This window comes from Methanococcoides alaskense (genome assembly GCF_027594145.1).
GTDB lineage: Archaea > Halobacteriota > Methanosarcinia > Methanosarcinales > Methanosarcinaceae > Methanococcoides > Methanococcoides alaskense.
Map to the genome: position 1 here is coordinate 82445 of NZ_JAQFFK010000001.1, position 17294 is coordinate 99738.

The window sequence follows — 17294 nt, forward strand, 5'->3', positions numbered from 1 at the left end:
CCTGATATGTTATTGTTCTATTGAACTTACATCATTGGAGGCATTCCGCCCATACCGCCGTCTGGCATTGGTGGTGCTCTGGATGATGCAATGATGTCGTCGATCCTGAGGATCATTACTGCTGCTTCTGTACCTGAGTTGATCGCCTGGGTCTTTACCCTGAGTGGCTCTACAACGCCTTCTTCCCACATGTCAATGACAGTGCCGGAGTAAACATTAAGACCAGCGGTCTTTATGCCTCTCTCGTGGTGTGCGCGAAGTTCTACGAGCATGTCTATGGGGTCAAGACCTGCGTTCTCTGCAAGTGTTCTTGGAACTACCTCAAGTGCTTCTGCGAATGCTTTGACTGCAAGCTGCTCTCTTCCGCTAAGGGTTGATGCATACTCGTTGAGTCTGAGCGCAACCTCAACTTCAGGTGCTCCGCCGCCAGCAACAAGCTCTTCATCTTCGATAGCTACAGCGACTACACGAAGTGCATCGGTGAGTGCTCTCTCGATGTTGTCGATAACGTGCTCTGTACCGCCACGAAGGAGGATGGATACTGACTTTGGATTGACACAGCCTGTGATGAAGGTCATGCTGTCGCCGCCGATCTTCTTCTCTTCCACAAGTTCTGCTGCACCAAGGTCTTCTGCTGTCATCTCTTCGATGTTGGTTACGAGCTTAGCACTGGTGGAGCGTACAAGTTTCTCCATATCGCTCTTCTTGACACGCCTTACTGCAAAGATACCTTCCTTTGCAAGGTAGTGCTGTGCCATATCATCGATACCTTTCTGGCAGAATACAACGTTTGCACCGGTCTTTGTAATACTGGTAACAAGGCTCTTGAGCATTGATTCTTCCTGGTCGAGGAATGACTGGAGCTGTTCTGGAGATGTGATAGAGATCTCAGCGTCAACCTCTGTTTCCTTGAGCTCGATAGCACTGTTGAGGAGTGCGATCTTTGCGCCTTCTACCTTCTTTGGCATGTTAGCGTGTACCCTTTCTTTATCAAGGATCATTCCTTCGATAAGCTCGGAGTCATCGATACGTCCGCCGACCTTCTTCTCTACCTTGACATTCTCGATCTCGACAGTGTTTCCATTGTCTCTGTCAACGATGCTTACGATCGCGTCAACAGCGATCTTTGAGAGTACGTCCTTTGTTGCCTCTGCGCCCTTTCCGGTCATTGCTGTGTCGGAAATGCTGGTAAGGATATCCTTGTTGTCGATGGTTACCTTCTTTGCAAGGGCCTTGAGGATCTCTCCTGCCTTTACTGAAGCCATTCTGTAACCAGCTGCGATGATTGTTGGATGTACATCCTGCTCGATCATCTCTTCTGCTTTCTTGAGGAGCTCACCGGTAATGACAGCGGCGGTAGTTGTTCCGTCTCCGACTTCATCGTCCTGTGTTTTAGCGACCTCTACGATCATCTTTGCTGCTGGGTGCTCGATATCCATTTCCTTAAGGATAGTTGCGCCATCGTTTGTGATAACTACATCTCCAAGGGAGTCGACAAGCATCTTGTCCATACCTTTTGGACCAAGTGTTGTTCTTACTGCCTCAGCGACTGCCTTTGCAGCCATAATGTTGTTGCTCTGGGCATCTCTGCCTCTTGTTCTCTGGTTACCTTCTCTTAAAATGAAGATAGGCTGTCCTGACATCTGTCCTGCCATGTGTTTTAACCTCCTATATTAAACATAGATCAATATAATTCCCTGGAATACAGGTCGTTTTTACATGTTTGTAGTTCTATATAAAGCTTACTGACTCTGTGATCTATGATAACTTTAAGAAACTTCCTTCGGATATATTGCCAGAGTGTTCTCTATCTGTGGTCTGACTACTGCTAATGCTGCAAAGCAGCTGCTAATAGAAATGCGATAATCGGAATCTTTCCGGTCAAAAAAAGTTTAGCCCCATTTAGGGAACTATATTGTAAAGGACTGCAATGCAGTCCTCTAAAATAGTAAGATCAGTTTACAATTGATTTTGGTGATCTCTTAAGGAACCTTCTCTTAGCACCGCTGGAGGTGAATCTCTGTGCTGGCCCTGGGTGTGCTTTTGCTCCGAAAGCTCTCTGCACTTTGATTATTTTTCCTTTCCTTCCTTTTACCTTAACCCAATTTATGCTACCTGTTTTACCCATTATCATTCCTCATTATGATTTTATTATTAATATATGTTTGAGGCACTCAGTGCCTCTGGATGTCCATTATTGTATTAATGGTCACAAATATACAAATGTGACCGGTAAACTCAATGCTATAGGTTCCCTTTAGATGTAATGTTTATAGTTAAACTTTACGGGACTTTTGTATTGTGTTCTGACATCAATTAGTGTCATATTGCCATATATTTGTATTCTATAACAGAATAAACAAATATATCTATGTTCCTGTTCATCTACATTCCATGACCCTTGAACCGGTTCACATAAAGATCATGTCGGAAATGGCAGATCGCATAGGGATGTCCGCAGAAGATGATAGCACTGAAGAGCTTCCCGATCTTTTAAATATGCTCAATGAACTGGAACATGATGGGAAGTTGATACTTAGATCACTTGGAAAAACGTTCCGTTCAAAAGTGAACATCGATAACATGTCCCTTACAAATGACCCGTTCGATATAACCTATTCCTGTGATAGTGGCAGCACGAACCCCATGGCATTTAGAAGCGGGCTTTATGTGGACATCTGCCATGGTGGAATTGCATCGACGCCTTCGGACCTCGAATTGCATTCCAAAAGAACCATCGTAGCGGCAACATATTCGCCAAGCCCTCTTGTGACCATCGACACGACTTCCGGATGGGATACTTTTGATGAGGGTCAGGGACGTTCAAAGATAGTCCGAATAGGGGCAGACCTGCTCAAAACAAGGGTGGATCGTATGGTACACAACGTTGCACTATATCTCTGTGAATCGGAGCATATTCTCTGGATGATGGATGGTTTTGACAGCAAGGGCTTCTTCATAATGGATGGCCCGATATATCCTAAACAGTTAATGTACTGGATGGTTGTGGAATCAAATGAAGTGAGGATAAAAGAGGACCCTGTCGCAAAGAAGATCCTCCAGAACTACATTGATATCATGGACCATCACATGAAAAAAGGCATGCCTCTTATCGGGTTTGTAAAAAATCCCGAGGACATGCAGATAATGATAACGCTCAGGGACAAAAAAGGAATGAAACACCTTCCCTGGCTCAGGGATTCTCAGTTCTTTAAGAATGTTCTGTCCCTCGGAAAAAGCGATAATGGACGAAACGGTCGTTGGATAACCTATACCAACTGGTTCCTACAACCTAATCAATTCTATGAGGGCATGATAAAAAGTACATCTCCGATGTTGGACATCGACCTTCGCCATGATCACGACCCGGAGGATTACGCTATAACTTTCTTTGTGATATATGTTCCAATGCTTGATGTCCTTTTCAAAGTAGAGGCTCCCTACGGTTTCACGAAAGATGAGTCTGTACGGGACCTTATAACCCGTAAAGTTCTCTTTGATATTTCGGTCAATGGCATTCCGACAACTCTCTCGAAGGTAGATTCCCTTGCGAAGATCGGGCGGTCGGAAAAGGAGCTAGTGAAGGGTATGTTCAAAGGGCAACAGTTCGACAATACTTATAATATAGAGAGATGGGGTGACATAACAGATGAATGATAATTCAGACCTGCTGGCCTATGCGAAGAGCAGTAGCATTGGAGCGGATGCACAGGATGCACCGGAGCTGACCGGTAATTTCGACTTCGAGGAATATAGTGTTGAAGTAACGCATGATACAAGTGACGTAGATGCTGCTTTCGGTATCGTGACCACAGGTTTCGAACCTCTCGAAGTCACCGAATCGGGCTCAAAGATCGCCGGCTACATCACCACTTCCCACAGAAATGTTGTGCGTCTGGGGACATACGTGATCGTTCCATATGGGGATGAGAATCTTTTTGCAAGAATATGGAAGCTTCAATATCAACAGCAGTTCGAAGTGGATGATGCAACAGAGATACATTCACGCCGTATGCTCAAAAGCAATACCACGGCAGAACTGGACTACAAGTTCCTTGCATACCTTGAACCTATCTGTATACTATACGAACAGTCTCCGGGAAATGAAGATTCATTGACACGACGCATGGCAGACCGCATACCGCGTCCTAACACACCGATTCTGCCTGTGACGGAAAAATTGAAGATACAGACCGGTCTGAACATTCCCAGGGAAGGTATATTCCTCGGCCACTTGAGTGTCGGTGGTGAGGTCGTGCGAACCTTGGCTTCCCCTCCTACAGTGCCTTACTATCTCCGGAACGACTACTCAATGGGCGACCCATTGATATTCAGGCATATGCTCGTTTGTGGCAGTACAGGTACCGGAAAGACATTCCTTACAAAGAACATCCTGCGCCAGTTCATGAGCCCGGATAACCGATATAATGTCCGCGATACCGGTGACGGCAGCAAGAAGAAGCTGCGTCCATGTGTGGTGATAATGGACCCGCAGGATGAATATTCACAGTTCCTTGAGGACAATCCTGAAATAACCTCTTCGGATGAGCACAACATGCACTCCGAGGACGTGGAGTTTGGTGGCGTTCCCTCCACAAAGACCTTCGTAGCTAAGGTGGATGGGCATTCATACAATGGCAGGTCCCGTGCACAGCAAGTGGAATTCACCATTCCTTTCGAGATGGTGAGGAACAATTCCTGGCTCATAGCTGCTGCCGGACTCACAGAGCTACAGAACATCGGACTGGAACTGTTGCTTGAGGATTTCTTCAAAAGGCCGGGTGCACATACCTATGGTGGTTTCATCGACCATGTCAGTGATGAGGGGGTCAGAGGCAGTTATGTTGATAATGGTAAGGTGCATGAAGCCTCCTATGACGGTCTTGTCAGGAAGGTAAAGAACAATTCGTTCAAAAGAGTGTTCGACCAGCCAGCAACTCCTATAACCGAAATGCTTGCTGATATCTTCAAAGAGGGGCAGGTATGCGTCTTCCCTACGGAATATATCTCCAGTACGAGGATACGTGATCTCATCACCTTGACCCTTATGACCGTAGCTGTGGATAACAAATTGAACACATCGGGTGATACGGTGGTAAAGGAAACTCCTCTGATACTTGTGCTGGATGAAGCTCACCGTTATCTTGCAAGAGGCTCGGGGGAACATTCAAAACGCATAATATCCAAGTTCGCAGATGCTGCCCGTCAGGGGCGTAAAGAGGGACTCGGTTTGTTCCTTATCACACAGGACCCTCAGGATATCGATGATACCGTGTTCAAGCAGATAAATTCCAGGGTTATACTGAACCTTTCCAATGATGCTGCGATAAGTGCCATGAAAGTGAAGAAAGAGTATGAGGCGCGTATCCCTTACCTCAAAAAAGGGCAAATGATCATACAGAGTCCGGATAACAGTGATATTGTGGAGATAATTGGCCTTTCAAGTTGTGTTGTGAAGCACGTTTGAGGGGATTATCTCCTCAACTCCGATATATATATATACAGGTAATACGTAGGGGGAGCTACTCACACATACTGTGGGCCGGTAGCTTAGTCAGGCAGAGCGATGGACTCTTAATCCATCGGCCGAGGGTTCAAATCCCTTCCGGCCCGCTTAATTCATGTGGGTTTTTTTATCTTTGTTCCATAAAGTTATAGTCATCATTTTTCATATTACAATTACCAATACGTATAGTTGTTACATCCCGTTATGGCATATTGTTATAATATATCGTTGTTTATGTAGAACGAAATTCCTTTGAATTCTTTTCAACTAAGGTGAGAACAATGCCAAAAGTAAGTGTTGACATCCCCCGGGAATTGCTTGCCGATCTTAACAAGCACGTTGGCGATGATAAAAAGTTCGTGAACCAGTCCGATGCCATCCGTACAGCTATCAGGAAGATGCTGGATATGATGGATGATATCGACAGGCGACACGGCAGGATGGATGATTGAAGCCGATCATCTGAATAGTTATAGACATCTGTGGTTGGGATCCAAGTTCACTGATCATAACAGTTTCAGAGCTGCTTTAGAAACTCAATGCTCTTTCTTCCTTCCTCGAGATCGCTCAGTTCGGTCACCATTCTTCCCTTATACTTTTCCAATCCCTTTTTCACATATTCCCAGTTGACAGTTCCACTGCCTGTGGGCAGATGTTCGTCCCTTTTTCCCATGTTGTCATGGATATGGACATGAATTATCTTATTGATGCATTTATCCAGGAATCCTTCGAGCATTGCAGTGGTATTGGCATGCCCGACATCCAGTGTCATTCCTACATTATCCCTGTCGATATCTGAAAGCATCCTGAGCATCTCTTCGGGTTCCTTGCCGAATATCTTGGGGAAGTCTGGCATGTTCTCAACAGCCATGGATATCCCATATTCATCAGCAGTATCACATAGTTCCTGTATGGACCTTATGTTCATCTCCCACGCCTTCTCAGGTATCTTTCCACCATAGGGGGACATATATCCGGGGTGAACTACTGCGATCTCAACAAGGTCAGAGGCAAGGGTCAGGTAATTTTTCATCTGCCTGAGCACCTCGGCATGTATGCCAGGATTAAGCCCTGCTATGTTCATGTCAGAGAACGGCATATGCATTGTGAGGTACAGGTTGGTCGTCTCGAGGACTTCCTCTATCCTATGCCGGTTCTCACTGGTTATGCACTGGCTTCCTTCCTGAACCATCTCCCATCCGGTATATCCGATCTCTTCTAGCTCATATACCCACTCGAAAGGGTCGCTAAGGACGGAATTTGAGGAAAAGCTCAGATTGTCGATGTTCATGCCAACACCTTATAGCTCTGGCATGTCCGGCTCAAAGAGGGGAACTCCATCTTCGGTAGGTGGTGTCAGCCACTCCATGAGAATGTCCATTGCTTCTTCATTATCGGCATTTATCTCGATCTGCATGGAGCCGAGGGTTTCTTCCTTTGGCGGAAAGTTCAGTCTTCCGATGGTAGCAACTTGCTTGTTGATCATAAAGAAGGTCTTTTCAGGCTCTCCCCATCTGTTCTTCTGTAACTGGGTACGAGCGGTGTCAATGATCCTCTCTGTTCTGAAAAGAGCGTATATGTTCTTCAGTGAATTGATATCTCCTTCTCCTTCAAGGAAATTGCCATATTTCCTCTCATGCATCTCGAGCTCTATTTCCGGGAACATGTTCCCGGCAGCTCTGGCTACTTTGTCCTGATCTTCTGTAGGATTGACAATAACACTTAACCTGACGTTTATCATGCTTGCTCCAGGATCGTATTTATCTTCTCTTTGAACTCTTCGATGGTGCCTATGTTATCAACTGTGACATTGGCTACTTTGATAGCTTCTGCAAGTCCCCATCCAAGTTCGCGCTCATCCCTTTGCTTCAGGGCTTCGATATCGGTCATGTCATCGCTTCTTCCACGACTTGTAACTCTTTCAAACCGCAATTCCAGAGGTGCATCGATGAAAACAAGGGTAAAGTCCTCTCCGAAGTGTTCCTTGAAGAAAACCACTTCTGCAATGCCTCTTACTCCGTCAACCACAACAAGTTCTTTGCCCAGGGCCTCTATCATTGGAACGCAGCGTTTGGCAACTGCATCCATTCCTTCCTTTGCTCTAAGGTCGTTCGCAACACCGCCTGTATTACTATCGTTCGGTTCAAGTCCTCTCTTTTTCACTTCTTCGCGTATGACATTGCCCATGTTAACAACATCGACATTTGAATCGACTATTACTTCGGATGCTACGGATTTTCCTGATGCTGGCATTCCTACAAAAGCTATGATCTTTATTTTAGCACTTCCTGCAATGGTTATACGTGTAGTTCTCTTATTATACTACATTTGTATGGATTATAGTATACTTAGGGTGAATGGAACTGTCAAGTATTTGATTTTATATATCAGTATGTCTTTGTGTGAACTGAACATGAGACTTGGCAGAGTTGACCTTCCCGGAGACCTTTTGCTTGCACCATTGGCTGAGGTGACTAATCTTGCATTTCGTCTCATGTGTAAGAAATATGGTGCATCCCTTTGTTTTTCCGAAATGATAAGTTCGGAAGCTGTTGTGCATGGAAATGACAGTTCCGTTCTGCGTGGGATGACATGTGATGAAGAGCGTCCTTTCGCTGTGCAGTTGTTCGGCAATTCTCCGGACGTGGTCACGGAAGCTGCACTTGTTCTCGAAGACCTGTTCCATCCGGCTATAATAGATATCAATCTTGGATGTCCGGCTCCGGTGATCACTAATGCAGGGTGTGGTTCTGCATTGCTTGATTCTCCTGAACGTGTTAGCGATATACTCTCAACTCTTTGTGAAGGGTTGGATACTCCTGTAACCGCAAAGATACGTGTACTGGAAAGCCCTGCAGCCACTCTTGATATCGCACACAGGCTTGAGGATGCAGGGGTTTGTGGTATCACTGTCCACGGGAGGACCCGCGAACAGGGTTATAGCGGGACTGCTGACCATAGTTATGCAAAGCTTATCAAAGAAGAGCTTTCCATTCCGGTGATATCCAATGGCGATATAAGGGATGGGGTGTCCGCTGAAAAGGTGCTGGAATATACAGGATGTGACGGATTGATGATAGGCAGGGCTGCAATGGGTGACCCTCACGTGTTCCATCGTATATCACGATATTTGGATGATGGTGAGGTTCTCGAGTGTGGATGTGAGCAGAAAAGAGATGACCTTCTGGAATATCTCGATCTTCTGGAAAAGTTCGACCTGTCCTCGCATATTAATTTGAAAGCACATGTCCAGTGGTTCACAAGGGGGTTGAAGGGAAGTCGAAGGATGCGTTCCGAGATCGGATATGCGGATTCACGAGATTCCATTGTAGAATTTGTTCAGAATATGTGTGAAAAAGAATTTGTGTGATATTTGGTTTATTTTTATATTATTCCCATGTATATACGTGTTATTGTCTAACATGGTCTTTGCAGTTTGTTTTTGAGCAAATATGAGTGATTTTTTTGAGAACTTTGTTCGATCAATTCACCAAAAGACTAAATAAGATTAGGATTGTACACAATTAAACGTTGCATTTAGACTACCATCTATATTTTTGGCAGTTGATGTATGTGGAGGAACAGTCACCTCCACGGTGGTAACTTTTTTGCCGATCCCTCTTGGCTATCAATGCGTTACCATCTGAAAAACACTCTGACTGCTATTATCGTACAATTATACACGCACTGTCATAGGAGAATAATACATGAAAGAAATACGAATACACGGTAGGGGTGGACAGGGCTCCGTTACTGCTGCTGAATTGCTTGCGGTTGCAGCTTTCGCTGATGGAAAGTTCAGCCAGGCTTTTCCAGCATTTGGTGTCGAGCGCCGTGGTGCACCTGTTCAGGCATTCACCAGGATCAATGACGACCCAATCAGGCTAAGGGCACAGGTATACGAGCCAGACTATGTTATCGTTCAGGACCCGACCCTTCTTGAAGTGGTCAGTGTAGAGAGCGGTGCAAAAGATGATGGTGTTATTCTTATTAACAGTGACTTTGAGCCGGAACATTTCGATCTTAACACAAATGCAAAGATCATGACCGTCAACGCTACGAAGATCGCTCTTGACATCATCGGCAGACCTATTGTTAACACTGTTCTTTTAGGTGCTTTCGCCGGTGCTTCCGGTCTTATCGATCCGGAATCCATTAAGGATGCTGTTAAGGAGCGTTTCCCGGGTAAAGTCGGTGAAAAGAACGCAGAGGCTATCCAGAAAGCTTACGATATGATGACGGAGGCTTAACTTATGACAATTACACTAGGCGGCGTTTGTGAACCAGGCTCCACTCTTGTCAACAAGACCGGTGGCTGGAGAACATTCAGACCAGTTTTCGATTATGACAAATGCATCAAATGCAAACTCTGTGAGCTCCTTTGTCCGGACATGTCTGTCAATCCAAGGGATGACGGTTTCTTTGAGTTCAACTACGATTTCTGCAAAGGGTGCGGTATTTGTGCGAACGAATGTCCAAAGAACGCTATTGAGATGGTTCTGGAGGAGAAATAAATGAAACGAAATTTTGAGGATGACAAGAAGAATATGGTCGTTGTTGAAGGATCGTATGCTGTTGCAGACGCTGTAAAGGCATGCAGGCCAAATGTCATTTCCGCATATCCTATTACACCACAGACCCATATTGTAGAGGATCTCTCCCAGTTCATTGCTGACGGCGAGATACCAAACTGTGAGTACCTCAATGTGGAATCCGAGTTCTCCGCAATTTCCGCACTTGTCGGTTCTTCCGCAGCAGGTGCAAGGAGTTACTCTGCGACCACTTCCCAGGGTCTTGAACTTATGCACGAGGTTCTGTTCAACGTCGCAGGTATGAGGTTACCTGTTGTAATGACCGTTGTGAACAGGGCTGTAAGTGCTCCTATTAACATCTGGAACGACCAACAGGATTCCATTTCCCAGAGGGATACCGGATGGATACAGCTTCACGCAGAGGATACTCAGGAAGCAGCTGACATGACCGCACAGGCATTCAAGATCGCTGAAGATCCGGATGTCATGCTTCCGGTATTGGCATGTATGGATGGTTTTATCCTGTCACATGTCTATGAACCTGTGATCCTCCTTGATGAAGACCTCGTAGCAGAATATCTGCCAGCCTTTGAGCCAGAGTTCAAGCTCGACCCGAAGAACCCTAAGACCTTCGGTGCTTTCGCAGATCCTCATTCCTACACTGAGTTCAGATATCTGCAGCAGCAGGCAATGAACAAGGCATTGAAGACAATAGAAGATGCTGCAGATGAGTTCTATGATCTCTTTGGCAGACACTATGGTGGTCTTATTGACACATACGAGACAGAAGATGCTGATATCATTCTCATGGCAATGGGCTCTATTGTTGGTACCATCAAGGATGTAGTTGACAAGCTCAGGGCACAGGGTGTCAAGGTAGGTGTCTTAAAGGTACGGTCTTTCCGTCCGTTCCCTGCAGAAGCTATTAAGAACGCTATCAAGGGCGCTAAAGTAATTGTTGCACTGGACAAGAACATCTCCCTTGGTCTTAATGAGGGTGCACTGTTCACCGAGACAAAGGGAAGTTTGTACAACACAAACGTCAATATTCCTATAATCGGTTTCATGATAGGTCATGGGGGTCGTGATATCCCAATGAGCACCATGGAAGCCATCGTTGACGAAGCAAAGAAAGTAATTGATTCAGGTATCACTGTCGAAAGTCAGTTCACCGACCTGAAGGAGGAATTGTTATGAAACCACTCTTACAAGCAGGACATAGGGGATGCGCAGGTTGCTGTGATGCAATAGCTGCAAAGTTCACTCTCATGGCAGCAGGCGAGGACTGTATCGTTGTAAGTCCTACCGGATGTCTTGAGGTCATGACCACTCCATATCCGGAATCTTCCTGGAATGTCCCATTTATACACTCCCTTTTTGAGAACAACGCAGCAGTCGCTTCAGGCATTGAGGCAGCTCTCAAAGCAAAGGGCGAGTTTGGAAATACCAAGATCATCGCAATGGGCGGTGACGGTGCAACCTTGGATATTGGTATGCGTTCCATATCCGGTGCATTCGAACGTGGACATGATTTCACATACGTCTGTATCGACAATGAGGCATACATGAACACTGGTGTACAGAGAAGTGGTGCAACGCCATTTGCAGCTTCGACCACAACCAGTCCGGCAGGTAAGGTATCCTTTGGTAACATTCGTCCAAAGAAGAACATGCCAGCTATCATGGTTGCACATGGTTCTCCATACGTTACAACAACATCCATCGGATATCCAAAGGACATGATAAGGAAGGTCAAGAAAGCTGTCGATGTCGAAGGTCCTACCTACGTGCACGCACATTCACCATGTACTACTGGATGGGGATTCGATACCTCCAAGACCATAGAGGTCGCAAAGCTGGCAGTCGAAACATGCCTCTGGCCACTCTATGAGATGGAAGATGGTGAGCTCACAAAGGCTAAGAAGATCAAGAACCCAAAACCGGTCGAGGACTATCTTAAGATGCAGCGCCGTTTCAAGCACCTTTTCACAATGGAAGGCGGAGACGAGATGATCAAGAAGATACAGGCACTCGCTGACGCTAATATCGAGAAGTTCGGGTTACAGTAAACCCGTTCCTCTTTTCTTTTTATTTTCTTATTTTTCCTATCGGACCTTCAGTTCTATCAATTCTCAATAATTTCCAGCAGCATTAGCTCTCTTTCTCTAGACCTTCAAAATATTTCCTGGTCTCACTGATGATCACCTTCCGCAAAGCAAGAAGAGCGATGAGGTTTGGTATCACCATCAATGCGTTCACAATATCTGCCAGTATCCAGATGGTCTCAAGGGTGAGGTAGACCCCACCTCCAACCAGCAATATGTAAACTATCTTGTAAGGCATTATACCCTTGACACCAACAAGGAACTCCACACATCTTTCCCCGTAATAGTTCCATCCAAGTATGGTGGTAAATGCAAAGAAGATCAGACCTATGCCTACAATATAGGCTCCAACGTTCTCAAGCCCTGTGGAAAATGCGTATGAGGTCATGTAGGCACCTTCATATTCACTTGTCCAGGAGCCTGTCATCACAAGCACTATTCCTGTCATCGTACAGACGATGATGGTGTCAAAGAATGTTCCTGTCATGGAAATAAGCCCCTGCCTTGCAGGTTCTTTCACCTTTGCTGCTGCGGCTGCTATGGGTGCGCTTCCAAGACCTGATTCATTGGAGAACACCCCTCTTGCAATCCCCATCTGTACCGCAAGTAACATCGAAGCTCCTAAAAAGCCTCCTGTGGCTGCCGTTGGAGTGAACGCAGATATAATTATCAGTCTTATGGTGTCAGGAAGCAGCTCCAGATTGCTAAAGATGATGATAAGACAACCAAGAACATAAGCGATGGCCATGAACGGAACAAATACCTTTGCAACTCTTGAAATGCTCTTTATCCCTCCGATGGTGACCAGCGCCACGAGGACCGTGATAACAACAGCTGTGTAGATGGGGGGAATGTTGAATGTGATGGCAGCTGAATCCGCGATCGCATTGACCTGTGGGAAAATACCTATGCCAAAGAATGCGACACCAATTCCACTGAGTGCAAAGAAAGCTGCAAGAGGGCGTGCATAGAACTTACCGGCAAGTCCCTTTGTGATGTAATACATCGGCCCACCTGACATCTGTCCGTTCTCATCTATCTTCCTGTACTTGACAGCCAGCATGGATTCGGCATATTTGGTGGCCATTCCGAAAAATGCTGCCAGCCACATCCAGAAAAGTGCTCCCGGCCCTCCGACCTTGATGGCTGTGGCAACTCCTACGATGTTGCCTGTGCCTATGGTAGCTGCAAGGGCGGTGTTAAGGGCTGCAAAGCTGCTAATGTCCCCTGCATAACTCTTGTCCGATCTGTCCGGCCTGATGACATAGCGCAATGCCAATGGTAATTTGAATACCTGGATAAAACCAAGGCTCAATGTAAGATAGATCCCGGTCCCGACCAGTAGTGAAAGAAGAGGGATTCCCCATACGGTCTCATCAATGCTTTTCAGAAGGGTCAGGCTATCTGGAGCGTTATCTATGAAGTTTAATACATATTCGATCACTACGTCAACATCCCCCTGTTCTCCAGTACTTATTTTTGTTGTATCCTATAAATATGTCTCAGGCATATCATGCAAAACGTTTTGTATGGTGTGAACAAAGTTTCTCTGGCGATAGCGATGGACAATACTGCAAAATTTGACCGTATATGGTCTATCCTGAAAAAAGAATATCCTGACCCTCAACCTGAGCTGGACTACAGCAATGAGTTCGAGCTTTTGATAGCTACTATCCTTTCAGCACAGTGTACCGATGTGCAGGTCAATAAAGTGACAAATGAGCTGTTCAGGAAATATACGAACGTGGGGTCTCTTGCAGCGGCTGATCTGGACGTACTTGAAAAAGATATATATTCTACCGGTTTTTACCGTGCCAAATCGAAGAACATCAAAAGGACATCACAACTGATAATTTCGGATTTCAATGGCAAGGTGCCGGACACCATGGAAGAGCTTACAACTCTTCCGGGAGTTGCCCGAAAGACAGCCAATATCGTTCTTGCAAGGGGATTCGGTAAGGTGGAAGGCATTGCAGTGGACACGCATGTGAAAAGGGTTTCCGGCAAGTTGGGGCTTACTGAGAACACTGACCCGAAGAAGATAGAACAGGATCTTATGAAGCTTGCAGAACGAAAGGACTGGGACGATCTGTCAATGACACTCATACTTCATGGGCGCAGGGTATGTGATGCAAAAAAACCTCAGTGTATCGTTTGTCTGCTTTCGAAGCTATGCCCTTCGAGTCTGGTTTGAATGATGATGTTTCATCTGTAATTTATTTATAAATTTTTTGTAAGTTGAAAATAACATGGGGTAATAAAATGAATAAGCGTTCAAAATATGTGATATTTGGTTCTGCTCTTGTGCTGGTATCGGCTGTCCTCCACCTGATCCATTATCTGATCTTCCATGACATGCATCACATTTCCATCTATCTTATTGGAAGGATAGCCTTCGTTCCCATAGAGGTACTGCTGGCTTCTTTGATAATTCATCATTTTCTTGAAAGTATCGAGAACAAGCATAAGATGGAAAAGCTCAACATGATTATTGGAAGTTTTTTCAGTGAGATCGGTAATGATCTTCTAACAGTCATCTCTGATGCTGATCCCGAGCTTGATGATGTAAGGGATAAATTTGCTATAAAGGATCTATGGGCCGAAAATGAGTTTAAAAACCTTGGAACTTTCCTTAAGAGCTACACTTATAAGGTCGATATGAACAAGATCGATCTTGCCCCTTTTGCTTCATCTATTATCAGCAAAAGAGGATTTATGGTATCTCTGCTCCAGAATCCTGTGATGTTCGAGCATGAATCTTTTACTGAACTTCTCCGGGCCGTTTTCCATCTGACAGAAGAGCTGGAATTCCGTGGGGACCTTTCAGACCTTCCCAAGTCGGACAGGCGTCATCTTTCAGGGGATGTCAAAAGGGTCTACGGTTTGCTTTCCCGCGAATGGTTGGCCTATATGAAGTATCAGAAAGTCAATTATCCATACCTGTTCTCACTTTCAATGAGGACCAATCCGTTCGATAAGGATGCAAGTGTAGTGGTAACAGAGTGATCCTCAGGAACCTCAACAAGCATTTCTCTGTTAATGCTTGTTCCTTTTCTACTTTTTAAGAGCGAGTTCCTGGTTCTTTTCACTTTCACTCCGCATACCAAATCCTTTAAACCGCCTTTACACATACTAGTTCTTACAATGTCCCGCATTATCCTTCATGTAGATATGGATTACTTCTACGCTGCCATCGAAGAGCGTGAAGACCTTTCCCTTAAGGGAAAAGCAGTTGTTGTCTGTATGTATTCCAATCGTGGCGAGGAAGGGGGTGCTGTTAGCACCTGCAACTATACTGCAAGGGATGCAGGCATTCATTCCGCCATGCCCTGTCGTCTTGCAAAAGCTGTCAAACCGGATGCTGTTTTTTTACCGGTGAGAAAACAGTTATATTCTGAGGTTTCGGAAAGGATAATGGAGATCATCAGGTCCTATGCTGATAATGACGGGGAACTTTTTGAGAAGTTAGGTATCGATGAAGTTTTCCTTGAAGTGACGGCTACCTCAGGAGGAGATCTTGATAAGGCACAGCAGATCGCACAGAGCATCAAGGATGATGTAAAGGAGCTGGAGGATCTTACGTGTTCGGTGGGTATAGGTCCTAACAAGATAATCGCCAAGATGGCATCATCCCGTCAGAAGCCGGACGGTATCACTGTCATAAGGGAGGATGAGGTGGATGGTTTCCTCAGGAAGATGCCTGTGGCAAAACTATGGGGTATCGGAAAGGTCACAGAGGAAAAACTTGCCGGAATGGGTATTGATATTGTGGAAGATCTTGCCGGGCGCGATGTTCAGGAACTTATCTCTGTTTTCGGGAAGACTCGGGGTACGTGGCTCAAGATGGCTGCATCAGGCATCGATGACGATCCTGTTAAAGAGAAGACCAGTTCTGACCAGATAGGCAGGATGGCCTCCCTTACCCATGATACCCGCAAAAGCGATCTGGTGCTCTCCCTGCTTGATGAGCTTCTGGATGATGTGTTCAGTAAGGTCACTGCAAGGAGTGTTTCTTTCAGGTCGATCACTATAACAGTCATATATTCTAATTTCAAGACCGTCACCAAAAGCCATACGCTCAATCATCCCATTGCTGAAAAGGCAGTGCTCAGGGAAGTTTCCTATAAGATAATGGGGGAATTGCTGGATAGCAGTACTGTCAATATCCGCCGTATTGGTGTGCGTGTGGGGAACCTGCATGAGAACAAAGGTCAGAAAACGTTGGCTGAGTTCTTTTGATATTTGTATGAGGGCTGTTAATGTTTTTGAAGGAAATTTCACTAAAATATTCAGACGATGTCGATCTTAGCAGTTATCCCTTTACAATACCAGTGGTCAGAAATTTCCGTGAATTGGAACTAAAGAATAATGTAACGTTCTTCGTAGGCGAGAACGGTTCCGGCAAATCAACACTTTTAGAAGCCATAGCCGATCAAGTTGGTTTCAATACTGCCGGAGGGAGCCGCAACAACGTGTATGATGTTGAAAAAGCAGGTTCGGTTCTGGGTAAGAATTTGCGTTTATCATGGATGCCAAAGGTCAACGAAGGTTTTTTCCTGAGGTCGGAAACGTTCTACAATTTTGCTTCCCATATCGATGAGCTTCAGAAGACTGATGGGAGGGCATACGATGCATACGGTGGCAAGTCCCTTCATTCAAGTTCTCATGGCGAGTCTTTTTTGGCTCTTTTCAACAATCGTTTCCACAAGGGATTATATCTTCTGGACGAGCCGGAAGCAGCACTTTCACCGTTGCGTCAGTTGTCGCTGCTGAAGATCATACATGACATGGAATCGAGTGGCAAGGCACAGTTCATCATTGCTACACATTCTCCTATACTTATGGCCTATCCCAATTCGCAAATACTTGATTTTGATGGAGATGAGATTGCAGAGGTGGAATATGAGGATACTGATCACTACAATATAACAAAAGATTTCCTTAATGCACCAGAAAGGTATTTTAGGGAATTGTTCAGGGATGTTTGAGGGGGTGGCGTTATTTTTTGGGTGAAAGGTGGAGGGTGTTTAGAATTTAGATGTTCGTCATATTTGCGTGTGGATTTTGAATTCTATAGTTTGAATTTACCCCCTTGCATAAACTAACGGGGATATAGGTAACGTGAAAAAACACTACGCTTGTGTGAACCGA

General features: G+C 45.3%; 18 protein-coding genes and 1 tRNA gene. 13 read left to right on the top strand and 6 right to left on the bottom strand.

Annotated elements, in window-relative coordinates; translation table 11 throughout:
• Positions 1-26: 26 nt before the first annotated feature.
• Entirely contained in the window at positions 27-1655 is a 1629-nt protein-coding gene (thsA, locus tag PBV53_RS00440) for a thermosome subunit alpha (protein ID WP_270095241.1), read from the bottom strand.
• Positions 1656-1954: 299 nt separating this feature from the next.
• Complete coding sequence (locus PBV53_RS00445) at positions 1955-2128, bottom strand: DUF5350 domain-containing protein (protein WP_270095242.1); 174 nt, start codon at positions 2126-2128, stop codon at positions 1955-1957.
• 266 nt (positions 2129-2394) lie between these two features.
• Between PBV53_RS00445 and PBV53_RS00450 the strand changes: the two genes are divergently transcribed.
• The 4 genes from PBV53_RS00450 (at position 2395) to PBV53_RS00465 (ending at position 5958) form a co-directional block, all read left to right on the top strand.
• The gene (locus tag PBV53_RS00450; RefSeq protein ID WP_270095243.1) at positions 2395-3657 is read left to right on the top strand and encodes a DNA double-strand break repair nuclease NurA; all 1263 of its coding nucleotides are present in this window, start codon (positions 2395-2397) and stop codon (positions 3655-3657) included.
• Positions 3650-5467 (top strand): ATP-binding protein, encoded by a 1818-nt coding sequence (locus PBV53_RS00455; protein WP_270095244.1) that lies wholly within the window; start codon positions 3650-3652, stop codon positions 5465-5467. Before PBV53_RS00450 ends, PBV53_RS00455 begins: the two co-directional genes overlap by 8 nt.
• A gap of 72 nt (positions 5468-5539) precedes the next feature.
• A tRNA-Lys gene (locus PBV53_RS00460) sits at positions 5540-5613 on the top strand.
• A gap of 174 nt (positions 5614-5787) precedes the next feature.
• Positions 5788-5958 (top strand): ribbon-helix-helix domain-containing protein, encoded by a 171-nt coding sequence (locus PBV53_RS00465; RefSeq protein ID WP_270095245.1) that lies wholly within the window; start codon positions 5788-5790, stop codon positions 5956-5958.
• Between the two features lie 65 nt (positions 5959-6023).
• Here PBV53_RS00465 and PBV53_RS00470 read toward each other — a convergent pair whose 3' ends face one another.
• The 3 genes from PBV53_RS00470 to PBV53_RS00480 are packed head-to-tail and all read right to left on the bottom strand — an operon-like array spanning position 6024 to position 7783.
• Complete coding sequence (locus PBV53_RS00470; protein WP_270095246.1) at positions 6024-6797, bottom strand: sugar phosphate isomerase/epimerase family protein; 774 nt, start codon at positions 6795-6797, stop codon at positions 6024-6026.
• A 9-nt stretch (positions 6798-6806) separates the two neighbouring features.
• Complete coding sequence (locus PBV53_RS00475; protein WP_270095247.1) at positions 6807-7247, bottom strand: RNA-binding domain-containing protein; 441 nt, start codon at positions 7245-7247, stop codon at positions 6807-6809.
• Entirely contained in the window at positions 7244-7783 is a 540-nt protein-coding gene (locus PBV53_RS00480) for a dephospho-CoA kinase (RefSeq protein WP_270095745.1), read from the bottom strand. The genes PBV53_RS00475 and PBV53_RS00480 overlap by 4 nt, the downstream gene beginning before the upstream one ends.
• Before the next feature lie 136 nt (positions 7784-7919).
• Between PBV53_RS00480 and PBV53_RS00485 the strand changes: the two genes are divergently transcribed.
• From PBV53_RS00485 to porB, 5 genes are all read left to right on the top strand, one after another.
• Positions 7920-8876, top strand: a complete 957-nt coding sequence (locus PBV53_RS00485) for a tRNA dihydrouridine synthase (protein WP_270095248.1) — start codon at positions 7920-7922, stop codon at positions 8874-8876.
• Positions 8877-9213: 337 nt separating this feature from the next.
• Positions 9214-9756, top strand: a complete 543-nt coding sequence (locus PBV53_RS00490; protein ID WP_270095249.1) for a pyruvate ferredoxin oxidoreductase subunit gamma — start codon at positions 9214-9216, stop codon at positions 9754-9756.
• Between the two features lie 3 nt (positions 9757-9759).
• Positions 9760-10020 carry a pyruvate synthase subunit PorD gene (gene porD / locus PBV53_RS00495; RefSeq protein ID WP_270095250.1) on the top strand — a complete coding sequence of 87 codons (261 nt, stop codon included), beginning with the start codon at positions 9760-9762 and terminating at the stop codon, positions 10018-10020.
• Positions 10021-11235: a pyruvate synthase subunit PorA gene (gene porA, locus PBV53_RS00500; RefSeq protein ID WP_270095251.1), complete on the top strand. Its 1215-nt coding sequence runs from the start codon at positions 10021-10023 to the stop codon at positions 11233-11235.
• Positions 11232-12107, top strand: coding sequence for a pyruvate synthase subunit PorB (gene porB, locus PBV53_RS00505; protein WP_270095252.1), 876 nt, complete (start codon positions 11232-11234; stop codon positions 12105-12107). Before porA ends, porB begins: the two co-directional genes overlap by 4 nt.
• Before the next feature lie 82 nt (positions 12108-12189).
• Here the strand turns inward: porB and PBV53_RS00510 are convergent, their stop codons facing one another.
• Positions 12190-13587: an alanine/glycine:cation symporter family protein gene (locus tag PBV53_RS00510; RefSeq protein WP_270095253.1), complete on the bottom strand. Its 1398-nt coding sequence runs from the start codon at positions 13585-13587 to the stop codon at positions 12190-12192.
• A 69-nt stretch (positions 13588-13656) separates the two neighbouring features.
• Here PBV53_RS00510 and nth point away from each other — a divergent pair, with 69 nt between their 5' ends.
• The 4 genes from nth (at position 13657) to PBV53_RS00530 (ending at position 17131) form a co-directional block, all read left to right on the top strand.
• Complete coding sequence (nth, locus tag PBV53_RS00515) at positions 13657-14337, top strand: endonuclease III (RefSeq protein WP_374708521.1); 681 nt, start codon at positions 13657-13659, stop codon at positions 14335-14337.
• A 68-nt stretch (positions 14338-14405) separates the two neighbouring features.
• On the top strand, positions 14406-15149 hold the full coding sequence (locus tag PBV53_RS00520; RefSeq protein ID WP_270095254.1) for an MJ1433 family protein: 744 nt from the start codon (positions 14406-14408) through the stop codon (positions 15147-15149).
• Between the two features lie 138 nt (positions 15150-15287).
• Positions 15288-16382 carry a DNA polymerase IV gene (dinB, locus tag PBV53_RS00525; RefSeq protein ID WP_270095255.1) on the top strand — a complete coding sequence of 365 codons (1095 nt, stop codon included), beginning with the start codon at positions 15288-15290 and terminating at the stop codon, positions 16380-16382.
• 20 nt (positions 16383-16402) lie between these two features.
• Positions 16403-17131 (top strand): AAA family ATPase, encoded by a 729-nt coding sequence (locus PBV53_RS00530; protein ID WP_270095256.1) that lies wholly within the window; start codon positions 16403-16405, stop codon positions 17129-17131.
• Positions 17132-17294: the final 163 nt, after the last annotated feature.